Origin of the sequence: Streptomyces venezuelae, from assembly GCF_008642355.1 — a bacterium.
GTDB lineage: Bacteria > Actinomycetota > Actinomycetes > Streptomycetales > Streptomycetaceae > Streptomyces > Streptomyces venezuelae_B.
Window position 1 is genome coordinate 1,961,175 of record NZ_CP029193.1, and the last position, 16,522, is coordinate 1,977,696.

Here is a 16,522-nt window from a genome sequence, read left to right on the forward strand (position 1 = left end):
GCGGTGTCCGTGGTCTGCGCGGTGTCCGTGGTCTGCGCGCCCGCGGCGTGCGCGGGGCTCGTGCCGTTCACATTGTCGTCGCTGGTGTGGCTGGTGGTCATGGTCCCCGAGCCTACGTGGCCGGTCCGGGGCCGCCAGCGGCGGAAGAGCGCAAAATCGGTGGGTGCTCGGGGTCGGGTATTCGGTGGGACCAGCCGCCGGGTACGGCCCTTCCCTGCTGGTCGCGGAAGCGTACGGGGGCCATTCCGACCCGGCGGGTGAAGAGGCGTGAAAAGTACGCCGGGTCGTCGTAGCCGACGCGGCGGGCGACGGCGGCGACGGGCAGTTCGGTGGCTGCGAGGAGTTCCTTGGCGCGGCCGAGGCGGATGCCGAGGAGGTAGTCCTTGGGGCTGCATCCCGCGCCGCGGCGCACGGCGGTGCGGAGTTCGGCGGGGGTCATGCCGTGCCGGGCGGCGTGTTCGGCGACGGACAGGGGCTGGAAGGCGTCGCGGGCGAGGGCCTGGAGGACGGGGTCGCCGTCGGGGGCGATGTCGGCGCGGGCGCGGCGCAGGGCGACGAGGAGTTCGTGGACGGCGGCGCCGGTCTCCACTTCGAGGAGGGGGTTGCCGCGGCGGGCGGCGCGGGCGATGCGGGCGACGACGGCACGGGCGCCGGCCGCGTCGGAGAGCGGTACGACGGGGCGGGTGGGTTCGATGTAGCCGAGTTCGGTGTACGTGGTGGTGGCGGGTCCGGTGAAGTCGACGAAGCACTCGTCCCAGCCGGTGTCGGGGTCGGGTGCGTAGTGGTGGCGGGTGCCGGGGGTGAGCCAGATCAGGGCGGGTGCGGTGACGGTGGTGCGGCGGCCGTCGGGGCCGCGGAACCAGCCGCCGCCGGAGCTGATGACGACGGCGACGTGGTGGTCGAGGGTGCGGGGGCCGACGGTCGGCAGGAGGCCGTGCTGCAGGCCGACGCCTAGGCAGGCGAGGCCGAGTCTGTGGTGGGCGGGGCTGGGAGTGAAATACCGCATCCACGTGTGGTACATCCGCGTGCGTCCCTTTCATCCGGGCGCTGGCCCGCTCCTTGCGTCCAACCGGGCTCGATCTTTGTCCATGGACCCTGTGGCCCGCCAGAGGTGATCGTGGGCGGGACGTGAGCGAGAGGACGCGATGAACGGGTTCAGGGTCGGCGAGGACGATTTCGAGGTGGACGGGCGGCCGGTGCGGCTGCTGTCCGGTGCCATGCACTACTTCCGGGTGCACGAGGCGCAGTGGGGTCACCGTCTCGCGATGTTGCGGGCGATGGGCCTGAACTGTGTGGAGACGTACGTCCCGTGGAACCTGCACGAGCCGCGCCCGGGCACGTACCGCGACGTCGAGGTGCTCGGCCGGTTCCTGGACGCGGTGCGTGATGCGGGTCTGTGGGCGATCGTGCGGCCCGGCCCGTACATCTGCGCGGAGTGGGAGAACGGTGGGCTTCCGCACTGGCTGACGGGTGCGGTGGGAGCGCGGGCGCGGACGCGTGACGAAGAGTATCTGGGGCATGTGGGCCGCTGGTTCCGGCGGGTCCTGCCGCAGGTCGTGGGGCGGCAGCGGCACCGGGGCGGCCCGGTGATCATGGTGCAGGTCGAGAACGAGTACGGCAGTTACGGCTCGGACGGGGTGTATGTGCGGCGGCTCGCGGACCTGCTGCTCGCGGAGGGTGTGGAGGTGCCGCTGTTCACTTCCGACGGGCCCGAGGACCACATGCTGACCGGTGGGTCGATTCCGGGGGTGTTGGCGACGGTCAACTTCGGGTCGGGTGCCCGTGCGGGTTTCGCGACGCTGCGCAGACACCGGCCGACGGGTCCGTTGATGTGCATGGAGTTCTGGTGCGGCTGGTTCGACCACTGGGGTGCGGAGCATGTCGTGCGGGACGCGGAGGACGCGGCGGCGGCGCTGCGGGAGATCCTGGAGTGCGGTGCGTCGGTGAACCTGTACATGGCGCACGGCGGGACGAACTTCGCGGGCTGGGCGGGCGCCAACCGTGGTGGTGGTGCGCTGCACGACGGTGAGTTGCAGCCGGACGTCACGTCGTACGACTACGACGCGCCCGTCGACGAGTTCGGCCGGGCGACGCCCAAGTTCTGGGCGTTCAGGGAGGTCCTCGCGGAGTACGCGTCCGCTCCCCTGCCCGACCCGCCGCCTCCGCCGCCGTCGCTGGACGGGCCCGTGTCGGCGGTCCTGTCGGAGTGGGTGCCGTTGGACGCGGTCCTGGACGCGCTCGGCTCCCCGGAGGCGGAGTACGCCGTCCCGCCCACGTTCGAGGAGCTGGACGTGGACCGCGGTCTGGTGCGGTACGCGGTGACGGTGCCGGGGCCGCGGGAGCCGTATCCGCTGAGTGTGCGGGGGCTGCGGGACCGGGCGGTGGTGTACGTCGACGGGGCGCGGGCCGGTGTCCTCACGGAGGGCACGCCGACGCTGCTCGATCCGGTGGCGGGGCACGCGCGCGTGGAGCTGTGGGTGGAGTCCCTGGGGAGGGTCAATTACGGGCCGCGGACGGGTGAGGCCAAGGGGATCACCGGGGGGATCCTGCACGAGCGGCAGTATCTGCACGGGGTGCGGGCGCGGGCGCTGCGTCTCGACGCGTTCGACGTGGCGTCGGCGGTGCGGGCGATCCCTTCGGCCGGTGCCGGGGAGGGACGGCCCGGCCTGTACCGGGGCACGGTGGAGGTCCACTCCCCCGGTGACGCGTCCCTCGCCCTGCCGGGCTGGACGCGTGGCTTCGTGTGGGTGAACGGCTTCAACCTGGGCCGGTACTGGTCGGCGGGTCCGCAGACGACGCTGTACGTGCCGGGTCCTGTGCTGCGGGCCGGGGCGAACGAGGTGTGGGTCCTGGAGCTGGAGGAGGGCGGGGAGTCGGTCCGGCTGGCGTAGGGCTCTCGCGCCACGACGGGCCCGTCCCCCTCGCTCTCGGGAGGGGGCGGGCCCGTTCGGCACGTCAGGCCGCGCCCTCAGACCTCCCTGACCTCGAACGCGTCAAGGACGAACTCCGCCTTGCCGTCCTCACCGGTCTTGCGCAGGCCCACCCACGCCTCGCCCTCGGCGGGGGCGGTGAACTCGTAGGCGAGTGTGGTGGGTCCGGTGGCGACGGGGATGTCCTTGCGGTCGAGTTCGCGGGGTGCCGGTTCGTCGACGGCGGTGGTCCAGGCGTACTGGCCCGCCTTCTCGTTCTCGTACCGGAAGGACACCCGGTACCGCTTGCCGGGTTCGAAGCGGACGGTGTGCGGGACGGTGCGGTACACGAGTCCGGTGTTCTCGCCGCGTGACTTCAGCGAGTTCGTGCCGTCGATGACGTCGTCGATCGTCTTGCCGTTCCAGCCGCGCTGCGTGTATGGGGCGTGGCGCTGCGCGATGTGGGTGCGCGGGTCGGTGACGTCGCCCGCGTCGCCCTTCCCGAAGGGCCCCCACCCCTGCGGGACGTGCTCGAAGTCCTCGTGGACGAGGGTGGTGCGGGGCAGCTCGGCGGGGCGCTGGACCGCGACGACGCGGACGTTGTCGAAGCGCACGCGCGCGTCGCCCGCCACGGCGCGCAGCGTCAGCTCTGCCGTGCCGCCGCCTTCGGGGACGGTGAAGTGGGTGAACATGCGCTGGAAGCGGGTGCCGTGCTTGCGGTCGGCGGCGACGTGGTTCCCGGCGGTGGAGGTGTCGGTGAAGTTGCGGGCGGTGACGCCGTCGGCGGTGCGGACCTCCAGGGAGGCCGTACGCCGCTCCCCCGGCTTCTCGCCGACCTCGACCTGCACGGACGCGACGTAGGTGCCGGGCTTGAGGCGGGCGAGCCGCTGTCCGACGGAGGCGGCGCCGCCCGCGCCGATGACCAGCTCGTGGTCGCCGAGGGCGCTGAGCCGCACGGAGGCGGGGCCGCTGACCTTCCATCCTGCGAGGGAGCCGGAGTGGAAGCCGGGGTCGTGCAGCGGGGTGCCCTGGCCCCAGTGCGGGTCGGGCAGGGCCGCGGCGCGCTCGCGGTAGAGGACGTAGGGCTGCTTCGGCTCGGCCTTGAGGGTGACTTTTCCGCCCGCTACGGAGACGTACGTTTCGAAGACGCGCCCTTGGTCGGTGAGCCGGTACAGCGCCACGCGGGAGCGGCGTGCCCACCCGCGGGGCAGCTGCCAGGTGCTGGTCCCTCCGGAGGGGTTGTAGTGGTACAGCTTCGCGGGGTCGTGTGCCTTGCGGGGTTCCCAGGGAAGGAGGTAGCGGCCGTCTTCGTAGACGACGTTTCCGTCCGTGGTGATGCGGCGCTTGCCGGTGGCGTCGGAGACTGTGGTGGCCGCTCCGGAGCGCTTGTCCCCGTAGAAGGTGATTTCGTGCTCGTCCCACGTCTTGATGGGGTACGCCTGAAGGTACTTGGCGGGCAGTGAGTGGGTCCAGATGAGGTCGTAGAAGGCGTGCCAGTCGGTCTTGCCGACCCAGCCCTCGAAGTTGCCCATGCGGGCGACGCCGAGAAGGGTGGGCCATTTGTCGGCGAAGACGTCCTTCTGGTGGTTGCGGACGAAGCGGATGAGGCGGGAGTTGATGCCGCGTGAGGTGTCGCCGCCGTAGTCGGTCTCGGTGGCCCAGTGCGACCAGACGGCGGAGCGTTCGAAGCCGTGGCCCCACTCCGTGGTGATGGTCCAGCCCTGTGCGCGGAAGGCACGCTGGAGGCGGTCGGAGGTCCATCCCGACTCGCGGAACACGTCGATGTAGAGGGCGTTCAGGCCGGGGTGGGTCTGGGCGCGCAGGTCGGCGAAGCGCCGGACGATGTCTCCGGAGACGAGGTCGCGGCGCTGGTCGATGCGGTAGCTCTGGTCGAGCCAGTCCCACTGTTCGTTGTTCTTGTCGACGAGCTTGTCGGAGAACGCTTTGGCTACGGGGTACGACTCGGTGGCGTTGACGTGCACGCTGAAGTCGCTGTTCCACTTCTTGCCCTCGCGGACGAGGGTGTTGAGGTCGTCGAGGCCTCCCGCGCGCGTGTTGTAGTTGTCCGCGTAGTCGGGGTGGGCGGAGTCGTGGCCCTCGGACTGGTAGCCCTTGAGGAGCGTGTACTGGCGCAGGCCGTCGGTCGCCAGGTGGATGCGCTTGACGTTGTCGAGAGTGGCGAGGAACGGGTTGGTGGCCTGCGAGGCGAAGTTGAAGGGGATGTGCGGGACGACCCGCAGGTGCTGCTCGTCGGCGCCGAGGGGGGTGACCATGATGTCGCGGAAGGCGATCGCGGCGTCCTGCCAGTCGACCTTGCCGTCGCCGTTGCGGTCACCGGTGATGACGACAGTGGCGTACGGGAGGGGTTCGGTGGCGTCGACGGGGGCGGTCGCGGCACGGTGCGTCCACTGTCCCGGGCTCAACCGGGCCTCTGCGCAGTCGGCGTTCGCGGTGGGTCGCACCGTCTCGCGCCACAGGCGGCCGTTCTCCCAGGTGGTGCCCGCCTCGGAGGTGGGCTTGTCGTAGACGGTGTTCGTCTCGACGGCGCCGCCGAGCCGGTCGTGCGCGACGACGGCGTACGCGCATCCGGTCGGCGCCTGTGCGGGCGTGTCCTTCGTGGGTCGTACGAGGGTGTCACCGCTCTTGGCCTTGTCGAGCTGCACCCTGGCGGCGAGGAGGGCGGCGCCCGGCTGGTCGCTGCGCACGGCGAGCAGGGTGAGTCCGGGGATGCGCAGGGTGCCGACGCGCAGCGCGGCCGTGTCCGTGATCCTCGTGACGCGCCAGTGGACCTGCCGGCCCTCGACCGTGATCTCGACGTCGATCCGGGTGCCGCCGTCGAAGGCCAGGACGTACGCGGCGCGTGAGCGGCCCGTCGTGACGGTGACCTTCGGGGTGTGTTCGGTCTCGTCGATGAGGACGGTGGTGGGGGTGTCCGCGCGGGCGTGCAGCACGGCGCGGCTCGCGCGGTCGGTGTAGGAGACGATGCTCGGGAAGGCGGTGGCGACGCGCACGTCGAGGTCTTTCGAGCGCAGGACCACCTCGTCGGACCGGGGCCCGGCGAGGGCGCCCCGGCCCTCGGTCGCGCCCTGGGCGAACGCGCTGCCGCCCGCGCCGAGCGCGGCCCCCACCCCGGCGATCGCGCCGGTGGCGACCACGACTCGACGGCTCGGCCCTGACCTGTCTGACGGCGGCATGCGGCACCCCTCCACGGGACGGAATTCGTGCCGCTCACCATGCGTCGAGTGGGGCGGACGCGCCCATGGACAAAGGGGGGACAGGTCTTGGACTAACCGTCGGACCCTCACGGCGTGGCATGAGGGCCCGACGACGTCCGGCCTCAGAGCTGTGCGGCCGCCGTGGCTATGGCGCTCGCGAAGGTCGACACCTCGGTGTAGACGCCGGGGTACTGCGGCCGCGCGCAGCCATTGCCCCAGCTGACGATGCCGACCTGGATGTACGCGCCGGTGTCGTCCTTGCGGAACATGGGGCCGCCCGAGTCGCCCTGGCAGGTGTCCACGCCGCCCTGGGCGAGCCTGCCCGCGCAGATCTCCTCGCCGGGCGTCAGCTCGTTGCCGTAGGCGGCCTGACAGTCGGCGTCACTGACGAACGGGACGGTCGCCTTCATGAGGTAGCGCTGCTGGGCGCCGCCTTCCCTGGTGGCGCCCCAGCCCGCGACGGTGAAGTCACCCTTGTTGTACGTGGTGTTCTTGGCGATCTTCAGCGTGGGCAGGTCGATCGGCTTCGCCAGCTTGATGAGTGCCCAGTCCTTGCCCTTGCCGTTGTAGCCAGGGGCCTGGAGGACCTTGGTGGACTTCACCTTGATCGCGGAGCTGCTCTGCAGGTCCACGGTGCCGGCGGTCGCGGTGATGCTGGTGTTGTTGCCGGAGCCGTCCACACAGTGGGCGGCGGTCAGCACGATGTTCTGCGCGTACAGCGCGCCGCCGCAGCCCATCGAGAGACGGACCATGAACGGGAACTCGCCCTGCTGGGCGCGGGTGCCGCCGACGACACTCTCGCTCGGCTGCGGGCCCGGGTGCGGGGCCGCCTGGGCGGCCACGGGCTGAAGGCTGACGGTGGCGAGCGCGATCGCTCCGAGGGTGGCGGCTCTCTTGACTCCACGCATCTTGGTCTTCAACTGACTCTCCTTGGTGGGGGGTTCGCGGGGCCGTGCACGCGTGACGAACCCTGCCGTCCCGGTCGCGCCGTCGCCGACATGCGCGTGGATGACATGTGCCCGCCAAAGCGTTGTTGCGGATTATGGAGATCGGTGTCCGCTCAGGACAAGGGGCCGTTTCCGGCCAGACCTGGCGGGCGGGGCGGCCCGCGGCGCGTACGAGGCCCGTACAACAGGGCACGACGCCCGTAGAGTGGTGGGCGAGTCGCAGTGTCCCGGTGGAGTCCTCAGGGGGTGCGGGCGTGACGGTCGGCGGCGGTCCAGTCGTGCACGGCTACCCCCATCTGGAGACCGTGCGCGCCGCCGTCACGGCGCTCTACAAACGCCTGTCGTACGACACCGTGCACTCCTTCGACACCAGCGTGGCCCCCGCCGACGTGGCCTTCGGCGACCAGGACGACCTGCACCTCGGCGCGCAGCGGGTGGCCCGCGAGATGGTGCGGCACCTGCACCTGCCCGACGCCCGGATGATCGTCGGCTTCCGCGAGATGCGGCACGCGGCGTCCGTCGAACTCGCCGCGGGGCCCGAGTACTTCATCGAGCTGAACGACCGCTTCCGCACACATCGCAGGGACATCGGCGCGGCCCTCGCCCACGAGGTCATGCACGTGTATCTGCACCGGCTCGACCTGTCGTTCCCCGGCACGCGCGACAACGAGATCCTGACCGACACCGCCACCACCTACCTGGGCGCGGGCTGGCTGCTGCTCGACGCCTACCGCGAGGACGGCGCCTCTTCGCAGAAGCTCGGCTATCTCACCCCCGAGGAGTTCGGATACGTCCTGGCCAAGCGGGCGTTGGCGTTCGGCGAGGCGCCGGAGACGTGGTTCACCAGCGCGCAGGCCTACACGGCGTACACGAAGGGCCTCGCCCAGGCCCGCCGCGACGAGCAGCAGCCGCCGCTGACGGCCGCGGGGTGGGCGGGGCGGCGGCGGTACGCGAAGGACCGGCGGTACGCGCGTGAGCACGGGGCGGCGGTGCGGGGCGGGACTGCGGGGGCGAACGGCGGGGGCGGGGCTGCCGGGACGAACGGGGCGTACAGCTTCTCCGGCGACGGGCTCGGCGCGCTCCGCGTGACGTTCCCCTGCCCCACCTGCCACCAGCGGATCCGGGTTCCCGTGCGGGGGCGGATGCGGGTGCGGTGCACGCTGTGCCGGACCGTGCTGGAGTGCGACACCTAGCGGCGCGCGACGAGTGGCCGCGCGGCGGCCCGGTCAGTCCTGCGACCAGTGTCCCGGGCGGCGGAGGGCGTCGGGAAGTTTCGTGCGCTCGTCACCCTTGGCCGCGTTCACCTGCGACTGGGTGAGGAACAGCGCGCCGGTCAGGTCGGCGCCGCGCAGGTCCGCGTCGCGGAAGTCCACGCCGATGAGGTCGGCCGCCCGCAGGTCGGCGTCGCGCAGGTCGGCGCCGATGAGGTACGCGCCGCGCAGGTCGACGCCCTTGAGGTCGGCGCCCTTGAGCCGCGCGCCGATGAGATCGGCGCCCCTGCGGTCCCGCTTCTTGCCGCCGCGACCACCCTTGCCGCCCTTGCCGCCCTTAGCGCCGCCCTGGCCCCGGTGCTCGGCGCGGACGAGTTCGCTGGTGCGCAGCAGGAGCAGGTTGACGACCTGACGGTGGGCGGCGACGTCCGTCCCGGCGACCGCGTCGGGGCTGCCCTGCGCGAGGCGCTCCGTCTCGGCGAGTACGCGCTCCAGGTCGGCGGCGATCGGCCGGGTCTGGGGGTGGGTGAGCGCCTCGGTCAGGTACCAGAGCAGTTCGTGGATCTGCCGCATGAGCGGGAAGACCTCGAACATCTGCCGCGCGGTGGCCGGATCCCGACGCCAGTCGCGCCCCTCGAAGGTGCCCTGGGAGACCCGCTGCCCCGCGCCGAAGCAGTCGAACACGGTGCAGCCCCGGTACCCCTTGTCCCGCAGGTCGCGGTGGATGCCGCACCGGAAGTCCTCCGCCAGGTTGCCGCAGGGCTTCCCCGCGTCCTTGTTCACGGGGAAGTCCGAGGACTTGGAGAAGGTGAGCGCCACGCAGCACAGCCCGGAGCAGTTGCCGCAGTCGGCGCGCAGGGCCGCGCGGTCGTCGTCGAGCAGTGGCAGGGCGACGGGTTCGCGCTCCGGTGTCATCGGGCGGGTTCCTTCCTACGCGCCCGCAGCCTTCGGCAGGAAGCTGCGGGCGCCTCTCGTACTGGTACGGCGGGGGTTACGGGGTCACGCCGCGGAGCGGCGGCCTCCCTGGGCTCCGCCACCGGCTCGACCGCGGCGGGCACGGTTGCCGCCACCGCTGCCACCGGTCCCGGCGGAACCGCTCCTGGCCTGGCCGCCCTGACCCTGACCACCCTGGCCCTGACCCTGGCGGGGAACCCTGCGCTGCCCCTGACCCTGGCCCGCGGCGGTGCCTCCGGCGCCACGGGGACGCCGGCGTCGCTGCGCGCCGCCGCGCGCGGCGGGCTGCTGCTGCGGCTGCGGCACCTCGATGACGACCGGCACGCCGGAGGGCTCGCGCGCCCCGGTGATGCGCACCAGCTCCTCGTCGGAGGAGGTGACGCGCGCCGTGTTCGGCCGGATCTCGGCGTCGGTCATGAGGCGCGTCATGTCGCGCTTCTCGTCGGGGAGGACGAGGGTGACGACGCTGCCGGACTCGCCCGCGCGCGCGGTGCGGCCGCCGCGGTGGAGGTAGTCCTTGTGGTCGGTGGGCGGGTCGATGTTCACGACGAGGTCGAGGTCGTCGACGTGGATGCCGCGGGCCGCGACGTTCGTCGCGATCAACGCTGTGACCTGGCCGCTCTTGAACTGGTCGAGGGTCCGGTTGCGCTGCGGCTGGGAGCGTCCGCCGTGCAGTCCGGAGGCGCGCACACCGTTGGCGAGGAGCCGCTTGGTGAAGCGGTCCACGGCGCGCTTGGTGTCCAGGAACATGATCACGCGGCCCTCTCGGGCGGCGATGCGCATGGCGACGGCCTTCTTGTCCGTCTCGTCGGCGACGTAGAGCACGTGGTGCTCCATCGTCGTCACGGCGCCCGCGGACGGGTCGACGGAGTGCACGACGGGGTCCGTGAGGAACATGCGTACGAGCCGGTCGATGTTCTTGTCGAGCGTCGCCGAGAACAGCATCGTCTGGCCGCCCTGCTCGACCTGCTTGAGCAGCGCCGTGACCTGCGGCATGAAGCCCATGTCGGCCATCTGGTCGGCCTCGTCGAGGACGGTGACACGGACCCGGGACAGGTCGCAGTCGCCACGCTCGATGAGGTCCTTCAGGCGGCCGGGAGTGGCGACGATGACCTCGGCGCCGCGACGCAGTGTGCTCGCCTGGCGGGTGATGGAGAGGCCGCCGACGACGGTGGCGAGGCGGAGGTTGACCGCCGTCGCGTACGGGGTGAGCGCGTCCGTCACCTGCTGGGCCAGCTCGCGCGTGGGGACCAGGACCATGGCGAGCGGCGACTTCGGCTCGGCGCGGTGTCCCGCGGTGCGGGCCAGGAGGGCCAGGCCGAAGGCGAGGGTCTTGCCGGAGCCGGTCCGTCCACGGCCGAGGATGTCGCGCCCGGCGAGGGAGTTGGGGAGCGTGGCGGCCTGGATCGGGAAGGGGTCGGTGACTCCCTGGGCGGCCAGCGTCTTCAGGAGGGCCTCGGGCATGTCGAGGTCGCCGAAGGCCTCGACGGCGGGCAGGGCGGGCGTGACGCTCTCGGGCAGGGCGAACTCGCCGCCCTGGACCGGCTTCGGCCTGCGGCTGCCGGACTTCCTCGCGGAGTGCGCGGCGCCCTTCGCCTGGCCGGAGGGCCGTCCCCTGCCGCCTGCGCTGCCGCCTGCGTTGCCGCCGGAGGTGGCGGGGCGCTTGCGGGCGGGGCGTGCCGGGCGTTCGGAGCGGTTCATGCAGTAGTGCCTTCCTGGTCGCTGGACTTCCGGACCTGTGAGCCGGTGCGGCTCTGGGCCCGGTTGGGCCCGATGACAGCGCAAGCCGAGGCCCGCACCTTCCGGTGCGGGCCTCGGCTGTGAGGTTCGCGCGCTGCGACGATCAGGCAGGAACGATGTTCTCGGCCTGCAGGCCCTTCTGGCCCTGGGTCACCTCGAAGGAGACCTTCTGGCCCTCGAGGAGCTCACGGAAGCCCGAGGACGCGATGTTCGAGTAGTGGGCGAAGACGTCGGGGCCGCCGCCGTCCTGCTCGATGAAGCCGAAGCCCTTTTCCGAGTTGAACCACTTAACGGTGCCGGTTGCCATGTCAATCTCCTCAACAGGGGCAGTGAATGGAGACACACCGAATTGCGTGACTCCAGCGCTGCAATGACCCCCATACCGGAGAGAACCGGAAAAACAATAATGCGCCCTCGGAGCATTCCCGTCAGGCGCACATAAAGTTCATGGGTACCAAAACTGCAACACATAACCCTAACATGCTCACGGTCCGGCTCGCACGGCGGCTCCTCGCGCGACCCGCCGCGGCCCGCCTGGCCCGTCACGGCCCCCGCGCATGGCCCTTCCCCCCTCAAGATCACGTCGCTACCTTCGGCCCAAACAATCGCTAGGTAGGCCGATGGGAAGGCGGACCGATGCGTATCTCCCGTACCCGTACCGCAACCGGACTGGCGATCTCCGCGCTCGCCCTGGGCACGCTGCCCGCCTGGGCGGCCCCCTCGGAAGCGGCCGTGCCCGCGGCACCCCGCCACACGGCCACCGCGTCCGTGACCGCCGGCCGCCTGGTCCCCCTCCAGGGCGCGGTCAACGTCCGGGACGTCGGTGGCCACCGCACGTACGACGGGGAGCGCGTCCGCGAAGGGCGCGTCTACCGCGCCGACGGCCTCAGCAAGCTCACCGACACCGACCTCGGCACGCTCGCGGGACTCGGCCTGACGAAGGTCATCGACTTCCGGGTGCCCGCCGAGGTGCAGTACGACGGGGTGGACCGGCTGCCCGCCGGCCTCTCCCCCACCGCGCGGCCGGTCACCGACAACGGCCTGTTCACCCGGCTCCTCACCGCCATCGGCTCCCGGGACCCGGTCAAGCAGGAGGAGATGCTCGGCAGCGGAAAGGCGGCCGCGTTCATGCGCGACGTCTACCGCACCTTCGTCACCGACGCGGCCAACCGCGCACAGTTCGCGGCGACCCTGCGGGACATCGCCTCGAGCCGCTCGCCGCTGCTCTACCACTGCACCTCCGGCAAGGACCGCACCGGCTGGACGACGTACCTGTTGCTGCGTCTCGTGGGGGTCCCCGAGCGGACCGCGGCCGGCGACTACCTGGCCTCCAACACCTACCGTGCCGCGTACGACGCCAAGGTCCGCGAGGGGCTGAAGCAGGGCGGGTTCATGCAGAACCCGGACCTGATCATCCCCCTCCAGGAGGTCCGCGCCGACTACCTGGACACGGCCCTCGCCGAGGCCACGCAGCGGTACGGCGGCTTCTCCGGCTACCTGACCGAGGGGCTCGGCCTGGACGCCCGTACGGTCCTGCGGCTGCGCGACCGCATGGTCGGCTAGCCCGCGATCCCGGCCGCCCGCGCCGCCGCGAGCCACGCGGGGAACTCACCCACGAGCCGGTCGTACAGCTCGTCGTCCGGCACGGCGAGCGGGTCCTCGCCCGCGTGGAAGAAGCCCGCGTTGTCGACCGGGCGCTTGGCGGGGACGGCGAGTTCGTCGAGCTTGCGCAGGTAGTCGAACTGCTTGCTCTTCGGGTCGCCGAACCCGATGAACTGCCAGAACAGAGGGAGTTTCGCCGCCTTGCAGAGATAGCGCTCGGCGGCGAGCTTGTTGACGGGGCCGCCGTCGGTCTGGAAGACGACGAGGGCGGGCGCGGTGGAACCGCTGTCGCAGCTGTCCAGGTAGTGGTCGATCACGGCGTCCATCGCCAGGTGGTAACTGGTCTTGCCCATGTGTCCGAGCCCGGCGACGATCTCGTCGACCCGGCCGCGGTGGTTGTCCAGCGCGATGTCCGTCACCGCGTCGACGTCGGTGGAGAAGAAGACGGTGGGGACGACCCCGTCGTCGTCCAGGTGCGCGGAGAGGCCGAGGACGCGGTCGGCGAGGGCCTGGACGCTGCCGTCCTTGTAGTACGGCTTCATGGAACCGGAGTAGTCGACGACGAGGTAGACGGCGGCCCGCGCCCCGTCCAGGCCGTGTCTGCGCAGGGAGACCCCGGCGCTCTTGTACAGGCTGACCAGAGCCGGCGCCGAGTCCTCCACCTTGCGCAGACTGATCGCGGATCCCGATTCCATGTCCCGCCCCGCCCTTCCACCTTGCACATATGACTGCTAGACACATGCCGATTCGGCACGTACGGACGTACGGAGGATGGCATGCGCCACGGCCTGGACGGGAAAGTCGTGCTCATCACCGGGGCGGGCCGCGGGCAGGGCGCCGCGGAGGCGCGGCTCTTCGCGGCGGCCGGGGCACGGGTCGTGGTGACGGACGTACGGAAGGACGAGGGCCGCGAAGTCGCCGGATCCCTGGGCGGGCGGGGGCTGTTCGTACGTCATGACGTCGCCGACGCGGAGAGCTGGGCCTCGGCCGTGGCGGAGGCGCTCGGCGCGTTCGGGCGGCTCGACGTGCTGGTGAACAACGCGGCGCTGTGGCGGACGGCGTCCGTGGAGGACGAGACGTACGGAAACTTCGAGGCGCTGCTCCGGGTCAACCTCCTGGGGCCGTTCCTGGGCATCCAGGCGGTGCTGCCCGCACTGAAGGAGGCGGGCGGCGGGTCGGTCGTGAACGTGTCGTCGACGGCGGGGCTGGTCGGCGTCCCGGGGCACGCGGCGTACGGGTCGACGAAGTTCGGGCTGCGGGGGCTGACCCGCTCCGCGGCGCTGGACCTGGCGAAGTACCGGGTGCGGGTCAACTCGGTGCATCCGGGGGCGGTCGACACCCCGATGATCTCCGCTGCCTCCGCCGGGCGGGACTGGTCGCACCTGCCGCTGGGCAGGATGGGCCGCCCGGAGGAGGTCGGGGAGCTGGTGCTGTTCCTGGCGTCGGACGCGTCGTCGTACGTCACCGGGGCGGAGTTCACCGTGGACGGCGGCTCGACGACGGGGTGAGGCCGCTGTGTGCCCTAATGCCGGCCGGTGAGGAACACCGAGCGCAGCTTGAGGCGGTCGGAGGCGGGGTTGCCGTGCGGGCGGAGCGTCCAGGAGTCGCCGGTGCAGTCCGGCTCGGTGAACACCATGGCCCACTCGTCGGTGTCGTTGTGCGGGGCGAACGCGGGCTCGGAGAAGTCCGGGGCGGCGACCTCGGGCAGGGGGACGCAGCCGGGGCTCGTCGGGTCGTGGAGGGTGACCGACCGCGCGTGTCCGTCGAGGCCGGTGAACTTGTAGGAGAAGGCGCCGGTGGCGGCGTTCGCGGAGGTCGGCAGGGTGACGACGAGGGTGAACGCGCCGAGGGCGGCGGCGAGGGTGTGGCGGAGGCGCATGGATTCCGTTTCGGTGCGGGCGCCGGACCGGAACGCCCGGCACCAGGGGTGACTGGACCCCCGGGGAGGTGGACGGGCCCGGCACCGCCCTCCCCGCCCGCCGGGCCGCGCATGCGCGGTGTCACCCGTGCGAGGCAGCCGGATCGATCCTTCGCCCGCCGGATGGACTACCGCGCGCGAGGCCGCGACGGCGACACGTGAAGAGGCGCCGGGCGGCGCGCTGCGGCCGCCCGGCGCCTCTGCGAACGGTCAGCCCTTGACCGCTCCCGCCGCCAGACCCGACCCGAGCTTCCGGTGGACGATCACGAAGAAGATCATCACGGGCACGGTGACGAGCGTGGAGCTGGCCATGACCGGCCCCCAGGCCGTGGAGTTCTCGCCGAAGAACTGGTAGATGCCCACGGCCGCCGTGTACTTGTCGCTGCCCTTCATGAACGTGTACGCGAACACGAACTCGTTCCACGCCGTGATGAAGGCGAAGATGGATGTGGCGACGAGCCCCGGGGCGACCAGCGGGAGGAGCACGGACCAGAACATCCGCGGCCAGGACGCCCCGTCGATGTACGCGGCCTCCTCGACCTCCTTGGGGACGGTGGCGACGAAGCCGCGCAGCGTCCAGATGGCGAAGGGGAGCGAGAGGGCGATGTAGACGATGCTCAGGCCGAGGAGGGAGTTGAGCATGTCGTAGTCCCGCATCTGGATGAAGAGCGGGATGACGAGGGCCTCCAGCGGCACCATCTGCACGATCAGGATCATGATCAGCACGGAGGTGCGGAAGCGGAACTTGAACCGTGCCACCGCGATGGCGGCGAAGAGCGACAGCAGCGCGGCCGCGACGATCGTGGTGAGGCCGACGATCGCCGAGTTCAGCAGGTACGTGCCGAAGTTTCCCTTGTCGAAGACGAACTCGAAGTGCTCGAAGCCGATGCCGCTGGGCAGGACGTCCGAGCCGCGCAGCGACGCCTTGGGGTCGAGTGCGGTGGAGACCATCCAGTAGACGGGGAAGAGCGTGAAGAGGAGGAGCCCGACGACCGCGGCGGGCAGGCCGATGCGTGAGGCGAGCGTGGTGCGGCGGGTTGTCACAGGTCCTCCTCCCCCTGGCGGAACAGCGTGCGGATGTAGACGACGGTGATGATCAGGAGCAGCACGGTCAGCAGGACCGCGGCCGCGGCACCGGTGCCGTAGTCGTTCTTGGCGAAGGCCTGGATGTACGAGAAGACGCCCAGGTTGTAGACCTCTTCGTTGGAGCCGTCGCCGCCGGGTTGCAGGTACACCTGGGTGAACACCTTGAAGTCCCAGATGGTGGAGAGGATGGTCACCACGAGGAAGACGGGCTTGATGGTCGGCACGGTGATGTTCCAGAACCGCTGCCAGGCGTTGGCGCCGTCCAGTTCCCCGGCTTCGTACAGCTCCTTGGGGATCGTCAGGAGTCCCGCGAGGACGGTGATGGCGACGAACGGGAAGCCGTGGTGGACGACGTTGAGCGTGGCGATGGCGTAGAACGGGCCGCGTTCGGTGAACCAGTTGGTGGTCTCCGGGTCGATGAGGCCGACGGAGCCCGCGATCTGGCTGACCATGCCGTCCTGCGGCTGGAAGAGCCAGATCCACACGTATGTGCCCGTCACCGCGGGCATGGCCCAGGCGGCGAGGATCGCGACGGAGCAGATCATCCGCCAGGTGGTGCCGAGGCGGTTGAGCAGCAGCGCGACGAGGGTGCCGAGTGCGACGGTGAGGCCGACGCAGGCGAAGGCGAAGAAGACGGTGTTGGGCAGGACCGTCTTCCACAGCAGACTGCTGGAGAGCAGGTCGCTGTAGTGGTCGAAGCCGGTGAACGTGCTGGTGCCGCCGCCGAACTTGACCTCGTAGTCCTCCAGGGAGAGCTTGCCGACCTGGATCAGCGGCCACAGGAGCAGGCCCGCGAGGACCACGAGGGAGGGCGCGAGGAGCAGCCAGGGGCGGGTGAGTGTGATGAGCTTCTTGCGGCGGCGGGCCGCTTCGGCGGCGCCGTCGGGGGGCCGGGGGCCGCGGGGAGCCGGGATCTTCGGCTCCCCGCTGACGAGCGTGT

14 protein-coding genes are annotated in these 16,522 nt (G+C 71.3%); 4 read left to right on the top strand and 10 right to left on the bottom strand.

The window, feature by feature from the left end:
• Nucleotides 1-112 precede the first annotated feature (112 nt).
• Nucleotides 113-1,021: a helix-turn-helix domain-containing protein gene (locus DEJ47_RS09125; RefSeq protein ID WP_150166682.1), complete on the bottom strand. Its 909-nt coding sequence runs from the start codon at nt 1,019-1,021 to the stop codon at nt 113-115.
• A gap of 124 nt (nt 1,022-1,145) precedes the next feature.
• On the opposite strand from DEJ47_RS09125, the gene DEJ47_RS09130 reads away from it, so the two are divergent.
• A complete protein-coding gene (locus DEJ47_RS09130; protein ID WP_150166684.1) occupies nt 1,146-2,891 on the top strand; it encodes a glycoside hydrolase family 35 protein in 1,746 nt (581 codons plus the stop codon).
• A 77-nt stretch (nt 2,892-2,968) separates the two neighbouring features.
• Here the strand turns inward: DEJ47_RS09130 and DEJ47_RS09135 are convergent, their stop codons facing one another.
• Both DEJ47_RS09135 and DEJ47_RS09140 read right to left on the bottom strand, forming a co-directional pair.
• Nucleotides 2,969-6,103, bottom strand: coding sequence for an endo-alpha-N-acetylgalactosaminidase family protein (locus DEJ47_RS09135; protein WP_150166686.1), 3,135 nt, complete (start codon nt 6,101-6,103; stop codon nt 2,969-2,971).
• Between the two features lie 143 nt (nt 6,104-6,246).
• The gene (locus DEJ47_RS09140) at nt 6,247-7,032 is read right to left on the bottom strand and encodes a S1 family peptidase (RefSeq protein WP_398334499.1); all 786 of its coding nucleotides are present in this window, start codon (nt 7,030-7,032) and stop codon (nt 6,247-6,249) included.
• Between the two features lie 293 nt (nt 7,033-7,325).
• Between DEJ47_RS09140 and DEJ47_RS09145 the strand changes: the two genes are divergently transcribed.
• Nucleotides 7,326-8,264, top strand: coding sequence for a hypothetical protein (locus DEJ47_RS09145; protein ID WP_150175520.1), 939 nt, complete (start codon nt 7,326-7,328; stop codon nt 8,262-8,264).
• A gap of 33 nt (nt 8,265-8,297) precedes the next feature.
• Here DEJ47_RS09145 and DEJ47_RS09150 read toward each other — a convergent pair whose 3' ends face one another.
• The 3 genes from DEJ47_RS09150 to DEJ47_RS09160 form a co-directional block, all read right to left on the bottom strand.
• Nucleotides 8,298-9,197, bottom strand: coding sequence for a pentapeptide repeat-containing protein (locus tag DEJ47_RS09150; protein WP_150166690.1), 900 nt, complete (start codon nt 9,195-9,197; stop codon nt 8,298-8,300).
• 84 nt (nt 9,198-9,281) lie between these two features.
• Nucleotides 9,282-10,937, bottom strand: coding sequence for a DEAD/DEAH box helicase (locus tag DEJ47_RS09155; protein ID WP_150166692.1), 1,656 nt, complete (start codon nt 10,935-10,937; stop codon nt 9,282-9,284).
• 142 nt (nt 10,938-11,079) lie between these two features.
• Nucleotides 11,080-11,283 (bottom strand): cold-shock protein, encoded by a 204-nt coding sequence (locus tag DEJ47_RS09160; protein WP_030362889.1) that lies wholly within the window; start codon nt 11,281-11,283, stop codon nt 11,080-11,082.
• 329 nt (nt 11,284-11,612) lie between these two features.
• Here DEJ47_RS09160 and DEJ47_RS09165 point away from each other — a divergent pair, with 329 nt between their 5' ends.
• Nucleotides 11,613-12,539 carry a tyrosine-protein phosphatase gene (locus tag DEJ47_RS09165; RefSeq protein ID WP_150166694.1) on the top strand — a complete coding sequence of 309 codons (927 nt, stop codon included), beginning with the start codon at nt 11,613-11,615 and terminating at the stop codon, nt 12,537-12,539.
• On the opposite strand, the gene DEJ47_RS09170 is transcribed toward DEJ47_RS09165, so the two are convergent.
• Entirely contained in the window at nt 12,536-13,273 is a 738-nt protein-coding gene (locus DEJ47_RS09170; protein ID WP_150166696.1) for a VWA domain-containing protein, read from the bottom strand. The genes DEJ47_RS09165 and DEJ47_RS09170 overlap by 4 nt on opposite strands.
• An 81-nt stretch (nt 13,274-13,354) precedes the next feature.
• On the opposite strand from DEJ47_RS09170, the gene DEJ47_RS09175 reads away from it, so the two are divergent.
• On the top strand, nt 13,355-14,086 hold the full coding sequence (locus DEJ47_RS09175) for an SDR family NAD(P)-dependent oxidoreductase (RefSeq protein ID WP_150166698.1): 732 nt from the start codon (nt 13,355-13,357) through the stop codon (nt 14,084-14,086).
• Nucleotides 14,087-14,100: 14 nt separating this feature from the next.
• Here DEJ47_RS09175 and DEJ47_RS09180 read toward each other — a convergent pair whose 3' ends face one another.
• The 3 genes from DEJ47_RS09180 to DEJ47_RS09190 form a co-directional block, all read right to left on the bottom strand.
• Nucleotides 14,101-14,457, bottom strand: coding sequence for a hypothetical protein (locus tag DEJ47_RS09180; protein WP_150166700.1), 357 nt, complete (start codon nt 14,455-14,457; stop codon nt 14,101-14,103).
• Nucleotides 14,458-14,706: 249 nt separating this feature from the next.
• Complete coding sequence (locus tag DEJ47_RS09185) at nt 14,707-15,540, bottom strand: carbohydrate ABC transporter permease (protein WP_150166702.1); 834 nt, start codon at nt 15,538-15,540, stop codon at nt 14,707-14,709.
• Nucleotides 15,537-16,496 (bottom strand): carbohydrate ABC transporter permease, encoded by a 960-nt coding sequence (locus DEJ47_RS09190; RefSeq protein ID WP_398334502.1) that lies wholly within the window; start codon nt 16,494-16,496, stop codon nt 15,537-15,539. Before DEJ47_RS09190 ends, DEJ47_RS09185 begins: the two co-directional genes overlap by 4 nt.
• Nucleotides 16,497-16,522: the final 26 nt, after the last annotated feature.

Excerpts from the sequence above, each read along its gene's own strand:
- DEJ47_RS09125 (WP_150166682.1), bottom strand. The coding sequence starts at position 1,021 with ATGTACCACACGTGGATGCGGTATTTCACTCCCAGCCCCGCCCACCAC.
- DEJ47_RS09130 (WP_150166684.1), top strand. The coding sequence starts at position 1,146 with ATGAACGGGTTCAGGGTCGGCGAGGACGATTTCGAGGTGGACGGGCGG.
- DEJ47_RS09135 (WP_150166686.1), bottom strand. The coding sequence starts at position 6,103 with ATGCCGCCGTCAGACAGGTCAGGGCCGAGCCGTCGAGTCGTGGTCGCC.
- DEJ47_RS09140 (WP_398334499.1), bottom strand. The coding sequence starts at position 7,032 with ATGCGTGGAGTCAAGAGAGCCGCCACCCTCGGAGCGATCGCGCTCGCC.
- DEJ47_RS09150 (WP_150166690.1), bottom strand. The coding sequence starts at position 9,197 with ATGACACCGGAGCGCGAACCCGTCGCCCTGCCACTGCTCGACGACGAC.
- DEJ47_RS09155 (WP_150166692.1), bottom strand. The coding sequence starts at position 10,937 with ATGAACCGCTCCGAACGCCCGGCACGCCCCGCCCGCAAGCGCCCCGCC.
- DEJ47_RS09160 (WP_030362889.1), bottom strand. The coding sequence starts at position 11,283 with ATGGCAACCGGCACCGTTAAGTGGTTCAACTCGGAAAAGGGCTTCGGC.
- DEJ47_RS09165 (WP_150166694.1), top strand. The coding sequence starts at position 11,613 with ATGCGTATCTCCCGTACCCGTACCGCAACCGGACTGGCGATCTCCGCG.
- DEJ47_RS09170 (WP_150166696.1), bottom strand. The coding sequence starts at position 13,273 with ATGGAATCGGGATCCGCGATCAGTCTGCGCAAGGTGGAGGACTCGGCG.
- DEJ47_RS09175 (WP_150166698.1), top strand. The coding sequence starts at position 13,355 with ATGCGCCACGGCCTGGACGGGAAAGTCGTGCTCATCACCGGGGCGGGC.
- DEJ47_RS09180 (WP_150166700.1), bottom strand. The coding sequence starts at position 14,457 with ATGCGCCTCCGCCACACCCTCGCCGCCGCCCTCGGCGCGTTCACCCTC.